The sequence below is a fragment of the Bradyrhizobium betae genome (assembly GCF_050632175.1).
Taxonomy (GTDB): Bacteria; Pseudomonadota; Alphaproteobacteria; order Rhizobiales; family Xanthobacteraceae; genus Bradyrhizobium; species Bradyrhizobium betae_B.
In genome coordinates this window covers 6787782-6803455 of record NZ_CP192576.1, presented here as the reverse complement: position 1 = coordinate 6803455, position 15674 = coordinate 6787782, and the positions used below count along the sequence as shown (strand labels likewise).

General features: G+C 63.3%; 16 protein-coding genes. 8 read left to right on the top strand and 8 right to left on the bottom strand.

All coding sequences use genetic code 11. The annotated features are described in order from the left end of the window. Positions 1-13: 13 nt before the first annotated feature. From ACQ86E_RS32760 to ACQ86E_RS32735, 6 genes are read right to left on the bottom strand one after another with little or no spacing between them, the layout of a single operon-like run. Positions 14-919, bottom strand: a complete 906-nt coding sequence (locus tag ACQ86E_RS32760) for an HpcH/HpaI aldolase/citrate lyase family protein (protein ID WP_431203467.1) — start codon at positions 917-919, stop codon at positions 14-16. Then, positions 916-2178 carry a CaiB/BaiF CoA transferase family protein gene (locus tag ACQ86E_RS32755; RefSeq protein ID WP_431203466.1) on the bottom strand — a complete coding sequence of 421 codons (1263 nt, stop codon included), beginning with the start codon at positions 2176-2178 and terminating at the stop codon, positions 916-918. The genes ACQ86E_RS32760 and ACQ86E_RS32755 overlap by 4 nt, the downstream gene beginning before the upstream one ends. After that, positions 2162-2560: a hypothetical protein gene (locus tag ACQ86E_RS32750; RefSeq protein WP_431203465.1), complete on the bottom strand. Its 399-nt coding sequence runs from the start codon at positions 2558-2560 to the stop codon at positions 2162-2164. Before ACQ86E_RS32750 ends, ACQ86E_RS32755 begins: the two co-directional genes overlap by 17 nt. After that, complete coding sequence (locus ACQ86E_RS32745; RefSeq protein ID WP_431203464.1) at positions 2545-3264, bottom strand: ABC transporter ATP-binding protein; 720 nt, start codon at positions 3262-3264, stop codon at positions 2545-2547. The genes ACQ86E_RS32750 and ACQ86E_RS32745 overlap by 16 nt, the downstream gene beginning before the upstream one ends. Beyond that, positions 3257-4996 (bottom strand): ABC transporter permease, encoded by a 1740-nt coding sequence (locus ACQ86E_RS32740; protein WP_431203463.1) that lies wholly within the window; start codon positions 4994-4996, stop codon positions 3257-3259. The genes ACQ86E_RS32745 and ACQ86E_RS32740 overlap by 8 nt, the downstream gene beginning before the upstream one ends. Next, the gene (locus tag ACQ86E_RS32735) at positions 4986-6071 is read right to left on the bottom strand and encodes an ABC transporter substrate-binding protein (RefSeq protein WP_431203462.1); all 1086 of its coding nucleotides are present in this window, start codon (positions 6069-6071) and stop codon (positions 4986-4988) included. Before ACQ86E_RS32735 ends, ACQ86E_RS32740 begins: the two co-directional genes overlap by 11 nt. A 135-nt stretch (positions 6072-6206) precedes the next feature. Between ACQ86E_RS32735 and ACQ86E_RS32730 the strand changes: the two genes are divergently transcribed. After that, on the top strand, positions 6207-6878 hold the full coding sequence (locus ACQ86E_RS32730; RefSeq protein ID WP_431203461.1) for a GntR family transcriptional regulator: 672 nt from the start codon (positions 6207-6209) through the stop codon (positions 6876-6878). Positions 6879-7091: 213 nt separating this feature from the next. Here ACQ86E_RS32730 and queF read toward each other — a convergent pair whose 3' ends face one another. Then, positions 7092-7529 carry a preQ(1) synthase gene (queF, locus tag ACQ86E_RS32725; RefSeq protein ID WP_431203460.1) on the bottom strand — a complete coding sequence of 146 codons (438 nt, stop codon included), beginning with the start codon at positions 7527-7529 and terminating at the stop codon, positions 7092-7094. Positions 7530-7704: 175 nt separating this feature from the next. Here queF and eno point away from each other — a divergent pair, with 175 nt between their 5' ends. Both eno and ACQ86E_RS32715 read left to right on the top strand, forming a co-directional pair. After that, positions 7705-8988 carry a phosphopyruvate hydratase gene (gene eno, locus ACQ86E_RS32720; protein WP_431203459.1) on the top strand — a complete coding sequence of 428 codons (1284 nt, stop codon included), beginning with the start codon at positions 7705-7707 and terminating at the stop codon, positions 8986-8988. Positions 8989-9022: 34 nt separating this feature from the next. Then, positions 9023-10159, top strand: a complete 1137-nt coding sequence (locus ACQ86E_RS32715; RefSeq protein WP_431203458.1) for a zinc-binding dehydrogenase — start codon at positions 9023-9025, stop codon at positions 10157-10159. Between the two features lie 29 nt (positions 10160-10188). Here ACQ86E_RS32715 and ACQ86E_RS32710 read toward each other — a convergent pair whose 3' ends face one another. After that, on the bottom strand, positions 10189-10926 hold the full coding sequence (locus ACQ86E_RS32710) for an SDR family oxidoreductase (protein WP_431203457.1): 738 nt from the start codon (positions 10924-10926) through the stop codon (positions 10189-10191). A gap of 99 nt (positions 10927-11025) precedes the next feature. Here ACQ86E_RS32710 and ACQ86E_RS32705 point away from each other — a divergent pair, with 99 nt between their 5' ends. The 5 genes from ACQ86E_RS32705 (at position 11026) to pdhA (ending at position 15671) form a co-directional block, all read left to right on the top strand. Continuing rightward, positions 11026-12006 (top strand): AraC family transcriptional regulator, encoded by a 981-nt coding sequence (locus ACQ86E_RS32705; protein WP_431203456.1) that lies wholly within the window; start codon positions 11026-11028, stop codon positions 12004-12006. A 118-nt stretch (positions 12007-12124) separates the two neighbouring features. Then, the gene (locus ACQ86E_RS32700) at positions 12125-13123 is read left to right on the top strand and encodes an MBL fold metallo-hydrolase (protein ID WP_431203455.1); all 999 of its coding nucleotides are present in this window, start codon (positions 12125-12127) and stop codon (positions 13121-13123) included. Between the two features lie 178 nt (positions 13124-13301). Beyond that, the gene (locus ACQ86E_RS32695) at positions 13302-13853 is read left to right on the top strand and encodes an NADPH-dependent FMN reductase (RefSeq protein WP_431203454.1); all 552 of its coding nucleotides are present in this window, start codon (positions 13302-13304) and stop codon (positions 13851-13853) included. 164 nt (positions 13854-14017) lie between these two features. After that, positions 14018-14335, top strand: coding sequence for an FtsB family cell division protein (locus tag ACQ86E_RS32690; protein ID WP_015685876.1), 318 nt, complete (start codon positions 14018-14020; stop codon positions 14333-14335). A 313-nt stretch (positions 14336-14648) separates the two neighbouring features. Further along, positions 14649-15671 (top strand): pyruvate dehydrogenase (acetyl-transferring) E1 component subunit alpha, encoded by a 1023-nt coding sequence (gene pdhA, locus ACQ86E_RS32685; RefSeq protein WP_431203453.1) that lies wholly within the window; start codon positions 14649-14651, stop codon positions 15669-15671. Positions 15672-15674 lie beyond the last annotated feature (3 nt).

The window sequence follows — 15674 nt, the reverse complement described above, 5'->3', positions numbered from 1 at the left end:
GCATCTAATGTCGTCAGCGAGACCGATGCGTACGCGCATCGATCGCTTGCGCGCGTTCGAGGAGTGCTTCCGCACGCTGAACGATCGGGATGTCGATCATCTTGCCGTCGATGGCGAAAGATGCGCGCCCCTCTGCAGCCGCTTGCTTGTTGAGTGCGACCACGCGCTCAGCGTCAGCCACCTCCTGAGGCGATGGACTGAAACCTGCGTTGAGGATCGGCACCAGGGACGGGTGGATGCAGGCCGAGCCGACAAAGCCGAAATCCGCCGACCGCCTGACGATCCTGGTATAGCCGTCCAGATCGGCGAAATCGGCCACCGAGCCGATGGTGCCGAGCGGCATGATCCCGGCGGCCCGCGCCGCTTGCACAATTTGCTGCTTGGGCATCAACAAGGTTTCTTCCGTCGGTTTGGCGCCGATGGCGGTGGCGTAGTCTTCCGCTCCCAGCGAAATGCCGGCCAGCCGTGGAATCGATCGCGCGATGTCATGGGCCCGGGAGAGCGGACCCGGCGCCTCGATCAGGCCGACGAACCAGATCTTGCCGACTGGAAGTCCGCGCTCGATCTCCAATCGCGTCACCATCTCGTCGAGCAGGCGCAGATGCTCGGCACCTTCGACCTTGGTGATTTTGATGGCGTCCACGCCGGGGATCACGGCCGCTTCCAGATCGGGCACTGCCAGTTCGAGAGGCTGGTTGATCCGCACCATGACGTCCGAATTTCCGGTGTCGCGAAACCGCTTCACGATGCCCGGGATCAGCGCGCGGGCGTTCGCCTTTTCGGCCAGCGGCACGCTGTCCTCGAGATCGATGATCAGTGCGTCCGCACCGCGCTCGACGGCTTTGACGACGAACCGTTCGACGTTCGCGGGTACGAACAGTGCGGAGCGCCAGACGGGGAATTTTCGCTGAGCTGTCATGTGCTGGTTTCCTTCACAACGCCCGAGGCTAGGGCGGCATCGATATCGTCGGGGCTGAGGCCTGCTTCGGCCAGGATGGTACGGCTGTGCTGTCCGAGGCGTGGCGCCGGCGTGCGGATGCTGCCGGGCGTCTCGGAAAGGCGTACGGGGACGGCGTGCATCGGGAACGTCCCCATGTCATCGTCGGGGTAGTCGGCCAGCAGTTCTCGCGCCTGCACATGGGGGTCGTTCATCAATCGGACGGTGTCGTTGACCGGACCGATGGTGACTTCAGCCTCCTCAAAGAAGGTCACGTTGTCATCGACCGTCCGCGTCGCAATGAAATCGCCGATGATCTTGTCCAGTTCGGCGACGTGCACGAGCCTCTGTTCATTGGTCTTGAACCGCGGATCCTCGCAAAGCTCCGGACGGCCGATCGAACGCAACACCCGCATCGCCATACCTTGCGTGGAAGCAGACAGGCAAACCCAACCGCCGTCGCGCGTGCGATAGACGTTGCGCGGCACCGAGCCGCTCGAGCGACTGCCGCTGCGCGGCTTGACCACGCCGGTCAGCCGATAATTCGCAGCCTGTGGGCCGAGCGAGTTGACGATTGGATCGAGCAGAGGAAGATCGATCACCTGTCCCTTGCCGCCGTTGATCTCGACTTCCCGCAACGCCGCCATCGCCGCGAATGCTCCGGTGAGACCGGACAAGGCGTCGGCCAGATACATCGGCGGCAACACCGGCTCGCGGTCCGGAAAACCGTTCATCTCGGCGAAGCCGGAAAAGCCCTCGACCAAAGTCCCGAACCCGGGCCGGCGATGGTAGGGACCAGTTTGCCCCCACCCGGATATACGAACGATCACGAGCTTTGGCTCGAGCCGCAGCAGTTCCTCGGGGGACAGCCCCATCTGTTCGAGCGTTCCGGGGCGGAAGCTTTCAATCAGCATCGCCGCGCCGGGAATCATCTTGCGGATCAGCGGTACCGCTTCGTCGTGGCGGAACTCCACGCAGATGCTGCGCTTGTTGCGCGAATGAATCTTCCAGTTCGTCTCGACGCCTTTGGTGCGCCAACCCCGCAGCGTGTCGCCTTCGCGCGGCTCGACCTTGATGACGTCGGCGCCGAAGTCGGCGAGATGCTGGGTGAGGAGATTGCCCGCAACCAGTCTCGAAAGATCGATGACGCGGAGCCCCGTCAGCGGCCCGCGGACACCGGGCGTGTAATCGGCGCGATGCAGTCCGTTTTCGGGAGAGGTGGCCTCAGTGGGATTTGCCATGGTTCCGTTCTGTAAACAGGATGCCGCCGGTGACAGGCAGCCACAGGCGCAACTGGCGGTCAGACGTTGCTTCCTGGGTTTCGATGCGGAGCAGGTCGCCTCCGACGCTCAGTCCGATTTGCCAACGGCCGCCGACATAGGAGTGGCTGACGACGTCCGCCTGGATGATCGAACCTCCGATTGCCTGGTCGTTGGCTGCAGCCATGCGCATCTGCTCGGGGCGATAGGCAAACGTGACCTTGTCGCCCAGCGCGGGACGTTTGTCGGACTTGATCAGGACGCGCTGCCCGTCGGCAAGACTGACCAGCGTCTGTCCCTCGCCGTCGGGCGCTCCGACCACGTCGCCGTTCAGGAAGTTCGTCGTTCCTATGAAGTCGGCCACAAAACTGTCCGCCGGCCGCGTGTAGATCTCCTGGGGGATCCGATCTGGCTGATACGGCCGCCATTCATGACCACGATGCGATCGGACAGAGCCAGCGCTTCGACTTGGTCGTGCGTCACGTAGATGGTGGTCAGACCAAGGCGCGTGCGCAGTTCGGCAAGCCAGGTCCGGGCACGGTCGCGCAGCTTCGCATCGAGATTCGACAGGGGTTCGTCGAGCAGGAGGATGTCCGGCTGGTAGACCAATGTTCGCGCCAGCGCGACACGCTGCTGTTGGCCGCCCGAGAGCTGGTGCGGATAGCGGTCTTGAAAGCTTTCCATCTCGACGAGCCCGAGGCTCTCCTCGACGCGGCGCTTGCAATCGGCGCTCGACACCTTGCGCAGCCTGAGCGGAAACACGACGTTGTCGTAAACCGTCATATGCGGCCACAAGGCATAGCTCTGGAAAACGAGTCCGCAATGGCGGGCTTCCGGCGGCAGGAAGATGCCTTTCTCGCCGTCGAAATAGGTTTTGTTGCCGACACGGATGCGTCCGCTCGTCGGCTGATCCAGTCCGGCAATGGCGCCGAGCGTCGTCGACTTGCCGCACCCCGACGGTCCCAGCAACGTGACGAATTCGCCATCCGCAACTTGGATATTGATGTCGTCGATCGCCTTGACCGGACCGAACCGCTTGTGGAGGTTCTCGATCAGCAACTCAGCCATAAAGCTTCACTCCGAGAAAAGCGCGCGCCGCCGTAACACAGACGCCGATCACGAGGATCTGGATGGTGGCGAGTGCGGAGACCAGGCCGACCTCGCCCTGCGTCCACGCTTGAAGCAGCGTGGTCCCGATCACTTCGCTGCCGGGTGCGAACAGGAAGATCGCGGTCGTGTACTCCTTGAAGAACGTAATGAAGAGGATGATGAAGCAGGCAACGAGAGCCGGCCGCAGCAACGGCAGAACGATACGCCGGCTCGTCGTCCACCAATCCGCGCCCTGCGTGCGGGCCGCGCGATCGAAGTCCGGGCTCATCTGCAAGAGCATCGGCGCGATCGCACCGAGGCCCACCGGAATAAAGTGCATGGTGAAGGCGGCGACCAGAATCCAGATCGTGTTGCGAAGGCCCCCGAGGCCCGGAACAAGCGCAAACGCGTAGAAGAATCCGATGCCGGCGACGACGCCCGGCACAGCGCGGGGAAACAGGGCGATGTAGTGCAACGGGCCACGCCAGCGGAAGTCGGATCGCAGCGCGATGATGGCGATCAGGGCGACCATCGCGGTGGCGATCACACCGCCGACCGAACTGACGATCAGCGAATTCCAGATCGAGCGCGGATAGACCGGGTATTCAAGCATGTTGGCGAAGTTGTCGAGCGTCAGCACGTCGCCGATCGGCACCATCGGCGACAACAAGCTGGTGAAGGCGCGCAGAAACAGCGCGCCGATCGGCATCGCGACCGTTGCAATGATGTAGATTGCCGAGACGATGCAAAGCGGCCAGCGCAGGCTGTTCAGGCGGAACGGGCGCGGCCGGGTGGCCTTGCCGCCGAGCGTGACGAAGCGCCGGGTGTTGCCGAGCAGGCGGCCTTGCAGCCAGACCAGCACGCAGACGACGGCAAGCATCAACACGGCCGCCGTTGCCACAAGCCCGTGATCCGGGCGGGCCGACGCCACGCCGTTGTTGTAGAGGAACGTGGTGAGCACTGTGATGCCGGCGGGATCTCCGAACACCAGCGGAATCGCGAGCAGTTCAAGTCCCACCGTGAAATTCAAAACGGCGCTGTAGGCGATCGCCGGCATCAGCAGCGGCAGCGTGATCCGCCACAGGGTCCTCAAGGTGCCGGCGCCCGCGACGCGCGCGGCTTCCTCCAGCGTTGGATCCGTGATCGAGGCCGACGACATGCAGTAGATGTAGGCCACGGGCGCCTGCGAGACGCCCGCAATCATCGCCATGCCCGGCAAGGAGTAGAGGTTCCACGGTGCGCCGTCGAAGATCGACTGAAACAGGAGCGTGAGATAGCCGGCCGGCCCGTAGATGGTGTACCAGCCGAACGACAGCACCAGCGCCGAGAGATAGACCGGCCACAGGAAGAGCTCGCCGAACAGCCGCGCAAACGGCATGTCGGTGCGGCCGAACAGCACCGCTGCCAGTGTGCCGAGGACCTGCGAGATCAACGTGGTGAGGGTGGCGAAGACGAACGTATTCCAAAGGACGAGCGCGAAGCCATCGGTGCGAAGCAGGCGGCTGAAATTGCCCAGCGTCAGCTGCTGGCCGGAATCGTAGAGCGCACGATCCAGGAACGATTGATAGAGAACGGGAAGGAGAGGCGCTGCGATCAGGACAATGGTCAGCAGTGCCATGCCGTATTGGATGACGGTGTCGCGGCCGGGCAGCGGCTTCGGCAAACTGTCCGTGACCGACGACCCCAGCGCGGTGCTTGCGTCAAGCGACATTGAACGTCTTTTTCCATCGCGCCACGAAGCTGTCGTAGTCGCGCACCGCGTCGCGATCGTAGCCGATGTAGCAGATGTTCTGCTCGCCGACGGCTTCCACGATCGACGAATAGGTATGGCGGATTCCATCGCCCGGCTTCACGCCGGGACGCGCCGGCGTCAGGCCGCCCCGTCCGAATGCGCGCTGTCCGTCCTCGGAGATGACGTAGTCGAGCATCAACTTGGCGGCGTTGGCGTTCTTCGATCCCTTGGGAATGGCGATGCCGCGCAGCACCACCGGCTGACCGTCACCGATGAAGCTCCAGCCGAGGATCTTGGCACGTGCCGGATCGTTCAGGCGCGGCCAGAACGTGATAGCGGACACGAAAAAGCCCATGACGTATTCACCCGAGGTGACCTTTTCGGTCATCGGTCCGCCGGAGCGTTCGAAGCGAGGCGCAAGCTTGGCAAGCTGGGCAAACCAGTCCCAGGCCTTTTCGCCGTGTTTTTTTACGAAGGCATAGCTGATGCCATAGCCGAAGGTCGTTTGATGCACGCCGTAACTGGTGATGCGGTTGCGCCAGGCCTTCTCGTTTGCGACCGCGAGTTCGACGAACTCGGCAAGCGTCTTGGGCCGCTTGCCGTCCGGCACCAGCATGTTGTTCCAGATCAGCGCCATCGGGTCGGACGAGACGGTGTAGATGCCGGGAAATGGCTTGGCCCAATCCGGCCAGGCCTTCGCTTCGGGAGACGCATAATCGAGCACTTCGCCGCGTTCCTGGAAGTCGATCCATCCGCCCGGATCGGCCGTCGCGATGAGGTCGCAGGTGCGGCTGTTGGTGCTCCGCTCTGCCAGATAGCGCTCGAAGCTTTCGCGGGAGGCGGGAAGATCAAGGGTCTCGACCTTGATCTTCGGGTAGAGCTTGTTGAAGCCCTCGATCACGGGCCGCCAGTTTTCCGGCGACATGATCGAATAGATCAGGAGGCTCCCTTCGTTGTGGGCATCATCGATGATTTTTTGATAGGTCTCGGGATAACCGGCCGGCGCAGCCTGCGCCGCGCCACGGAGACCCATCGTGGCGCCGAGGACCGACATCACCATTAAGCTTCTACGATCGATGCCGGACATTGCCTGTTCCTCCCGCCGTCGCGATTTGTTATGCACATTTATTGGCGCCAATTTGTGCGCATTATGTTTGGCAAGTCAAGCGCTCCGGAAGGGGAAGCAGCCATGAAAGTACGGAAGGAGCAGAAGCGGCTGTTGGCGGCTGAAATCGGTGCCGCCATCCTGCAAGGCGACTATCGGCCAGGCGAATGGTTGCGCCAGATCGACCTGGAGGAAGCCTTTGCGGCCAAACGGTTCGACGTCCGGAGCGCGCTGACCCAGCTCGCCGCAAGCGGGATGGTGACCCACGTCGAAAATCGCGGCTACCGGGTCGCGCAACCGGACTTGAACGTCGTTCGCGAGATATTGGCGATCCGCATGTTGCTGGAGGTCGAAGCAGCGACCCTGGCGCTGCCGAATATCGGCCCGGTCGAGCTGGCGGAAATCAAGCAGGCTCAAAAGGGCTTTGAAGATGCGGTAGCCCGCGGAAGCAAGGCGGATCAAGCCAACACGAACGCGGTCTTTCACGACGAGATCTATCGCCATGGGGCGAACCAAACGCTCGCCAATCTCATCGTCGAGATCCGAAACCGCGCTAGACCGGGACCGATCGCGTTGTGGCCGTCGAATGCCGAACTGCAGAGAAGTGCGGCGCATCACGTCGAGATCGTTGAGGCGATCGAGGCGCGTGATCTGACTGCACTCGTTGCCGCGGTACGCCGTCACATCGCCGAGTCCGGCGCCAACTATCCCTCGCGTGATCCAGGTGTGGTCAACAAAGTATCCGCCGCCGACTAAGCAAGCGTGCTTGCGAATTTAAAGTCGATGTGCCGAGAACCATTCGAGGCGCGGACGTGGCTCGGTCCGAGCCAATTCGCTCAGCCGATCGGCTCCATCATCACCCGGACTTCGGCGGCCTCGGGCGTGCCGGTAAACCACAGGACGCCCAGTAGACCCAGGACAACATTGCGGACTGTTGTTGATATCGATGCCATCGTCCGTCCTCTCCAGCTAACCCCGCCCGCGATAGGGCGCGACGCCTTGCTCCGGCACCCACAGCCCCTTCGGCACCCGGCCGGTCTGCCAGAACACGTCGATCGGGATGCCGCCGCGCGGATACCAGTAGCCGCCGATGCGCAGCCATTTCGGCTTGATCTCGGAGGCGATGCGCTTGCCGATCATCACGGTGCAGTCCTCATGGAAGGCGCCGTGGTTGCGGAAGCTCGCGATGTAGAGCTTCAGCGACTTCGACTCCAGCAGCCACGGGCCGGGCGCGTAGTCGATCATCAGATGCGCGAAATCCGGCTGGCCCGTCACCGGGCAGAGCGAGGTAAACTCGGGGACCGTGAAACGGACCAGATAATCGGTGCCCGCTTGCGGATTGGGCACCCGATCGAGCTTGGCCTTCTCCGGCGTATCAGGCCATTCCACCGCGCGGCCGAGCTGCAATGCAGCCGAGCTGGCAGGGGAGTTCTTCGCTTTGCTGGGTTTTTCGACATCAGGCCGCCTCCGTGGCGCCCTCTTAGCCAATCATGCGAGGGCCGTCACCCGGCCTTTTCCGCCTCGATGCATTGCGGTAGAAGCACCGCCAACTGCCCCCTTTGTTCCCCGAAAAGAGGCCCTCATGACCGCCATCATCGACATCATCGGACGCGAAATCCTGGATAGCCGCGGCAATCCCACCGTCGAGGTCGATGTCGTGCTGGAAGATGGCGCACTCGGCCGCGCCGCCGTGCCCTCCGGCGCCTCCACCGGCGCCCATGAAGCCGTGGAACTGCGCGACGGCGACAAGGCCCGCTATCTCGGCAAGGGTGTCACCAAGGCGGTCGGTGCCGTCAACGGCGAGATCTTCGAGGCCCTGAGCGGTCTCGATGCCGAGCAGCAGGTCCAGATCGACCAGATCATGATTGACCTCGACGGCACCGCGAACAAGAGCCGGCTGGGCGCCAACGCCATCCTCGGCGTCTCGCTCGCCGTCGCCAAGGCGGCCGCGAACTCGCTCGACATGCCGCTCTATCGCTACGTCGGCGGCACCTCGGCGCGCCTCCTGCCGGTGCCGATGATGAACATCATCAATGGCGGCGTGCATGCCGACAACCCGATCGACTTCCAGGAGTTCATGATCCTCCCCGTCGGCGCCTCGTCCTTCGCAGAAGGCCTGCGCTACGGTGCGGAGGTCTTCCACACCCTGAAGTCCGAATTGAAGAAGGCCGGCCACAACACCAATGTCGGCGACGAGGGCGGTTTCGCCCCAAACCTGCCCTCGGCCGACGCTGCGCTGGAATTCGTCATGAACGCGATCGGCAAGGCTGGCTACAAGGCGGGCACCGACATCGTGATCGGCCTCGACTGCGCCTCGACCGAATTCTTCAAGGACGGCAAGTACGTCTATGAAGGCGAGGGCAAGACCCGCTCGATCTCCGAGCAGGCCAGATATCTCGCCGACCTCGTCGGCCGCTATCCGATCGTCACCATCGAGGACGGCATGTCGGAAGATGACATGGACGGCTGGAAGGAGCTCACCGACCTGATCGGCGCGAAGTGCCAGCTGGTCGGCGACGACCTCTTCGTCACCAACGTCAAGCGCCTCGCCGATGGCATCAAGGCCGGCCGCGCCAACTCGATCCTGATCAAGGTCAACCAGATCGGCACGCTGACCGAGACGCTCGCCGCCGTCGAGATGGCGCACAAGGCCAGCTACACCTCGGTGATGTCGCACCGCTCGGGCGAGACCGAGGATTCCACCATCGCCGATCTCGCGGTCGCCACCAACTGCGGTCAGATCAAGACCGGCTCCCTTGCGCGGTCCGACCGCACCGCCAAATACAACCAGCTCCTCCGCATCGAGCAGCAGCTCGGCAAGCAGGCGCTGTACGGCGGCAAGGCGGCACTGAAGGCGCTGGCATAAGCCGGCGTCTGGACGAGAACAGGGGAGGATCGACATGAGCGACGGCAAGACCGGCCTGCAACTGCGTTCGCTGATCAAGAAGAGCGGAGAGCTCGAGATCTCGCTGCTCGACGTGCCGACCCCCGAGCCCGGCCCGGACGAGGTCGTCGTCCGCGTCGAGGCGGCCCCGATCAACCCATCCGACCTCGGGCTCCTGATCGGCGCCGCCGACATGAGCACGGCGAAGGCATCCGGCACGAAGGAAGCCCCCGTCATCACCGCCAAGGTGCCTGAGGGCGCGATGCGTGCGATGGCCGGTCGGCTCGACGAATCCATGCCGGTCGGCAACGAAGGCGCGGGCGTGGTCATCAAGACCGGCTCGTCCGATGCCGCCAAGGCGCTGATGGGCAAGACCGTTGCGATGATCGGCGGCGCGATGTACGCGCAGTACCGCACCCCGAAAGTGCGCGAGTGCTTGCCGCTGCCTGAGGGCACCACGGCGGCGGAAGGCGCGTCCTGCTTCGTCAATCCGCTGACCGCGCTCGGCATGACCGAGACCATGCGGCGCGAGGGCCACAAGGCGCTGGTGCACACCGCCGCCGCCTCCAATCTCGGTCAGATGCTGAACAAGATCTGCATCAAGGACGGCATCCCGCTGGTCAACATCGTGCGCAGCAAGGAACAGGCCGACATCCTGCACAAGATCGGCGCCAAATATGTCGTCGATTCCACCGCGCCGACGTTTCACGCCGATCTCACCCAGGCGCTGGTCGAGACCGGCGCCACCATCGCCTTCGACGCGATCGGCGGCGGCAAGCTCGCCGGCGACATCCTCAACTGCATGGAAATCGCGATCAACAAGACCGCGAAGGAATACAGCCGCTACGGCTCCAACGTGCACAAGCAGGTCTATGTCTATGGCGGGCTCGACATCCGCCCGATCGAGTTGCCGCGCGGCTTCGGCATGGCCTGGGGCGTCGGCGGCTGGCTGCTGTTTCCGTTCCTGATGAAGATCGGTCCGGCGGACGGCGCCAGGCTGCGCCAGCGCGTGGTCGACGAATTGAAGACCACGTTCGCGAGCCACTATACCAAGGTGGTGTCGCTTCAGGAGGCGCTCGATCCCGCCAACATCGCGGTCTACGCCAAACGGGCCACCGGCGAAAAATTCCTCATCGCCCCGAACAAGTCGTGACGTGCGACGGCGTCCGGGCCTGATCGAACTCAGGCCTGAGCGGTCGGGCGGATCACGATCTCGCCGACATCCACATCATCCGGTTGCGCGATCGCGAAGGCCATTGCCTCCGCGATAGCGCGCGCTGGAATGGCCAGCGCCTTCATGCTCGTCCGCCCTTGCTCCCGTAGCGTAGAATCCGTCATGGAGGATGGGAGCTCGGTGTCGACATAACCGGGCGAGATGGTCGTCACCCGAAGCGATGGTCCGGCCTCTTGACGAAGCCCTTCGGAAATCGCCCTGACGGCGTTCTTCGAGCCCGCATAGACGGCCATTGTCGGAACGATCTTGATGCCGGCGGTCGACAGGGTGTTGACGAAATGGCCGAAGCTCTGACGACGGAAGACGGGCAGGGCTGCGGCGATTCCGTAGAGCACACCCTTCACGTTCACGTCGATCATGTCGTCCCAATCGTCGACCCTCAGATCGTCCAGACGCGAAATCGGCGCTATCCCCGCATTATTGATCATGACGTCCAACTTCCCGTATCGGTCTGTTGCGAGTCCGACGAGCCTGGCGACATCCTCGCGTCGCCTGACGTCAGTGACGAGATACGACGCCTTTCCGCCCTTTGACGCGATGCTCGCGGCCAGCGCCTCCAGCCTATCGGAGCGCCGTGCGCCGAGGACCACGATGGCGCCACGTTCTGCGAGATGCCGGGCGGTGGCGTCGCCAATTCCGCTGCTGGCGCCCGTGATGGCGACGACCTTACCCGCGATGCCTGTCATAGGGTGTTCCATCCATTTCGTTGCGGGAGGAAGTTCGCATCGGAAGCGAGGATGATCTATGCTCGAAGTGCCCGAAAATCGTCGAGATCGGATCAAGCCTTGGACAACCTCTCGGATAAGACCTTGGGCAAGACTTTGGGCAAGGCCTCGGACCCGCTGTCTCAGGTCTTCTCGCTCCTGGACGTTCGCGCTGCGCGTTGCACGAGGTTCGAGGCGGGCGGCAATTGGTCTTATCGATTTCCGGCAAAACCCGCCCTGAAGTTCGGCGCTGTCATCCGAGGCGATTGCTCGATCGATTTTGGCAACGTTGCCCATCATCGGCTTGTCACCGGCGACTGTTTTCTTCTCGCCAATGCACCCGCCTATGTTCTTGCCAACGACGTACGCCTCGCTCCCGAAGACGGTATGGCGGCGTTCGATTGGACGCGGTCGGATGTCGCGCGTCACGCGGGCAGCGATACCGTTCTGCTCGCCGGCAGTTTCGACTTTGAGGTGTCTGACGCCGAACTGCTGCTCGATGCGCTTCCACGCTTTCTGCTCATACCAGCGCGCAGTCCGTCGGCGTCAGTCATTCATTCCACGCTCCAGATTCTCGACCTTGAAATCAGGGGGACAGCAATCGGAGCGGCCGTCCTCACCGACAGGCTCGCCGACGTCCTGCTCGTCCAGGTGCTCCGCGCGGCGCTGGATCAGCGCGCCAGTGAGGGTCTTGGATGGATCAACGCGCTGGCCGATGCCAGGATCGGCAGGGCAATCAGGCTGATGCACGAAAACGTCGCTTACCCCTGGACCCTGGACGCATTGGCTGGCGCGGTCGCCATGTCGCGATCCGCGTTTTCGAAGCGGTTCAAGTCGCTGGTGGGGCTGTCGCCGCTCGATTACCTTCTTCGATGGCGCATGCGCCTTGCACGCGATCGGCTGCGGCGTGGAGCGACCGTTTCGGCAATTGCCGCGCAGCTGGGATACGCGTCGGAGAGCGCCTTCGGACATGCCTTCAAACGAGTCTACGGCCATGCACCGAAGCGATACTGGCGTGGACAGGCCACGGGCGAAAAATTCCCCGACGTCCCAAATAAATAATCGTGACATGCGACGGCACGTCGCCGAAAGAAGGTCTTGCCTTCTGAGCGAAGCGGGAGATTATTCCGCCGCCATTTGAAAGCGAAAAACCGCAGGCGCTCAGAAGGGGACCTCTTCCATGACCGATCTCAATCGCCGCCATTTGCTCGCAGGCGCCGCTGCCGTCGGTGCGGCGGCCATGACCGGCCTGCGGCCGACCGCCTCCAGTGCCGCAGTGCCGCAAGCCGGGACGCAGGCGCCGGGCTTCTACCGTTACAAGGTCGGCGCGTACGAGTGCACGTCGATCAATGACGGTGCGCGCACTTTCCCGATGCCGGACAAGTTCGTCGTCAACGTGCCGAAGGACGAGGCGCTGGCCGCCGGCGAGGCGTCCTACATGCCGAAGGGCATGGTCACTGTTCCCTTCAATCCGCAGCTCATCAACACCGGCTCCAAGCTCGTGCTGATCGACACCGGCAACGGCGTCGCCAATCTTGAGCCGAGCAAGGGCGCGGTCGGCCGCACGCTGCAAAACCTTCAGGCCGCCGGCGTCGACCCGAAGAGCATCGACGTCGTGCTGCTCTCGCATCTGCATCCCGACCATACCAACGGCATTCGTCTCGCCGACGGCGCGCTCGCGTTCCCCAACGCGGAGATCATGGTGCCGGGCAAGGACTGGGAGTTCTGGATCAGCGGGGACAACGCCGCCAAGGCCGAGTCCAACGGCATGATGAAGAACTACTTTGCCAACGTGAAGAAGACCTTTGCCGGCCTCGAGTCCAAGGTGACGAAGTTCGAGTGGGGCAAGGAAGTCGCGCCCGGCATCACCTCGATCGCGACGCCCGGCCATACCCCGGGTCACACCTCCTTCGCCGTCGCCTCGGGCGATGCCAAGGTGCTGATCCAGTCCGACGTCACCAACATTCCGGAATTCTTCCTGCGCAATCCGGACTGGCACGTGATGTTCGACAACGACGCCGCGCTGGCGCAGGAGACGCGTCATAAGTTCTACGATATGGCGGCGGCCGAGAAGGCGACGGTGATCGGCTTTCATTTCACCTTCCCTTCGGTCGGCCATGTCGAGAAGGATGGTGCCAAGTACCGCCTGATCCCGGCGGCGTGGAACCCGACGATCTGACCGCGGTTGCAGATTTGCGCGAAAGATCAGGCCGCCGCTTGGCGGCCTGATTGTTTTAGCATCTGCTTTCGCGAAACTCAGCGTTTCCAAACCGGACCGGTTCATGCACTTGCATCGATTGGTCCGGACCGCTTAAGTGCCGGCCCGGCAATCCCGCTCAAGCCCCCAAGGACAATCCATGGCCTACAACATCGTCACGATCGCCGGCAGCCTGCGCAAGGACAGCTTCTCGCTGAAGATCGGCAATGCGCTCGCCAAGCTCGCGCCTGACACGCTCAAGCTCGAGGTCATCACGCCGGCGGGTATCTCGTTCTTCAACCAGGACCTCGAGGGCGCGCCGCCGGCGGACTGGCTGGCCTTCCGCGACAAGCTCCAGAAGTCGGACGGCGTCCTGTTCATCACGCCGGAATACAACCGTGCGATCCCGGGCGTGCTCAAGAACGCCATCGACGTCGCCTCGCGCCCCTATGGCAAGAGCTCGTTCAACGGCAAGCCGGTCGGCATCATCTCCAACTCGCCGGGCCCGCTCGGCGGCGTCAGCGCCGCCAAGACGCTGCAGAACATCCTGCCTGGCATTTCGGGTCCGATCATGCAGCAGCCGGAGGCCTATCTCAACGGCGTCGGCGACGCCTTCGATGCCGAGGGTAATCTGGTCAAGGACGCATTGAAGGGCGTGCTCCAGGCCTATATCGACGCCTTCGCGGCGCACGTCGCCAAGCACCACGGCTGACCCAGGTCTCGGTCATGGCCGGGCTTGTCCCGGCCATCCATGTTCTTGCTTGCGATGACGAAGAACGCGGATGCCCGGCACAAGGCCGGGCATGACGATGACGTTTGGTGCGCGGGCAGGGTGCGTTAGCTGCTCCTTAACCAACCTTGCCGCATCTTCCCAAGATGGTCTCCCGTGCCCGCCTGAAATCCATTCTGACCGGCCTTGCCCTCTATGCGATGGCGGCCGCGATCGTCGGCTATTTCGGCGTCAACGCCTATACCGGCAAATACGGCCTCAACGCGCGCCAGGAGCTCGATCAGGAGATCATCGCGCTGACCAGCGAACTGGCGCAGCTCAAGCGCGAGCGCGCCAGGAGCGAGCAGCGCGTCTCGCTGCTGCGGACCGCGAAGATCGACCCCGACATGCTGGACGAGCGGGCACGGTTCCAGCTCGACTATGTCAATCCGCACGATCTCGTTCGTATGATCCCGGCGAAGTGATGCGCCTCGATGAAGACTGCTGCCGCGCGAGCACGCGACCTTTCACTGATTCCATCGATCCGTCACGATCGAGACATGCGCAAGGCGCGTTGCCGTCGTGCTGTTGACGCCGGCGTGTCTGCGCCGGAGCAGTCTCTACACCTCGGCGTGAGCGCGCGGAGCTAATGTTGCCCGATCAGAGCCAAACATTGTGCAATATTTCGACCACGTTGCAGTGCGGCATAACGAAACCTGTGCCGCGTCGCCGCGGTGCTTTCGCGCGCGTTTGAACTGGGTTAGAGAGGTCGAAAGTTTTCTCTGACCCGGAATTCCAATGGCCGCACCCAAGAAAGCCGCCGCAAGCACTCCACAGGACAAGACCAACGGCGGCTCGCCTCCGGAATTCACCAGGGAGCAGGAGCTCAAGGCGTTCCGCGACATGCTCCTGATCCGGCGTTTCGAGGAAAAGGCCGGCCAGCTCTACGGCATGGGCGCGATCGGCGGCTTCTGCCATCTCTATATCGGCCAGGAGGCCGTGGTGGTCGGCATGCAGATGGCCCTGAAGCCGGGCGATCAGGTCATCACCGGCTACCGCGATCACGGTCACATGCTTGCCACCGGAATGGAGGCCAACGGCGTCATGGCCGAGCTCACCGGCCGCCGCGGCGGCTATTCCAAGGGCAAGGGCGGCTCCATGCACATGTTCAGCAAGGAGAAGCACTTCTACGGCGGTCACGGCATCGTCGGCGCCCAGGTTTCGCTCGGCACCGGTCTCGCCTTCGCCAACAATTATCGCGGTAACGACAATGTCAGCGTCACCTATTTCGGCGATGGCGCGGCCAACCAGGGCCAGGTCTATGAGAGCTTCAACATGGCGGAGCTCTGGAAGCTGCCGGTGATCTACGTCATCGAGAACAACCGCTACGCCATGGGCACCTCGGTCTCGCGCGCCTCGGCACAGCAGGATTTCTCCAAGCGTGGTGCCTCCTTCAACATCCCCGGCCGGCAGGTCGACGGCATGGACGTCCGGGCCGTGAAGGCCGCCGGCGACGAAGCCGCGGCCTGGTGCCGCGCCGGCAACGGGCCGATGATCCTGGAAATGCAGACCTACCGCTATCGCGGCCACTCCATGTCCGACCCTGCAAAATACCGCACGCGCGAGGAGGTTGAGAAGGTTCGCCACGACCAGGATCCGATCGAGCAGGTGCGCAATCGCCTGCTGGCGGCCAAGGTCAGCGAGGCCGATCTGAAGGCGATCGACGCCGAGGTGCGCGACATCGTCAACGCGTCTGCCGACTTTGCCCAGCATGATCCCGAGCCGGATGCCGCCGAGCTCTGGACCGACATTTACCGCTGAACG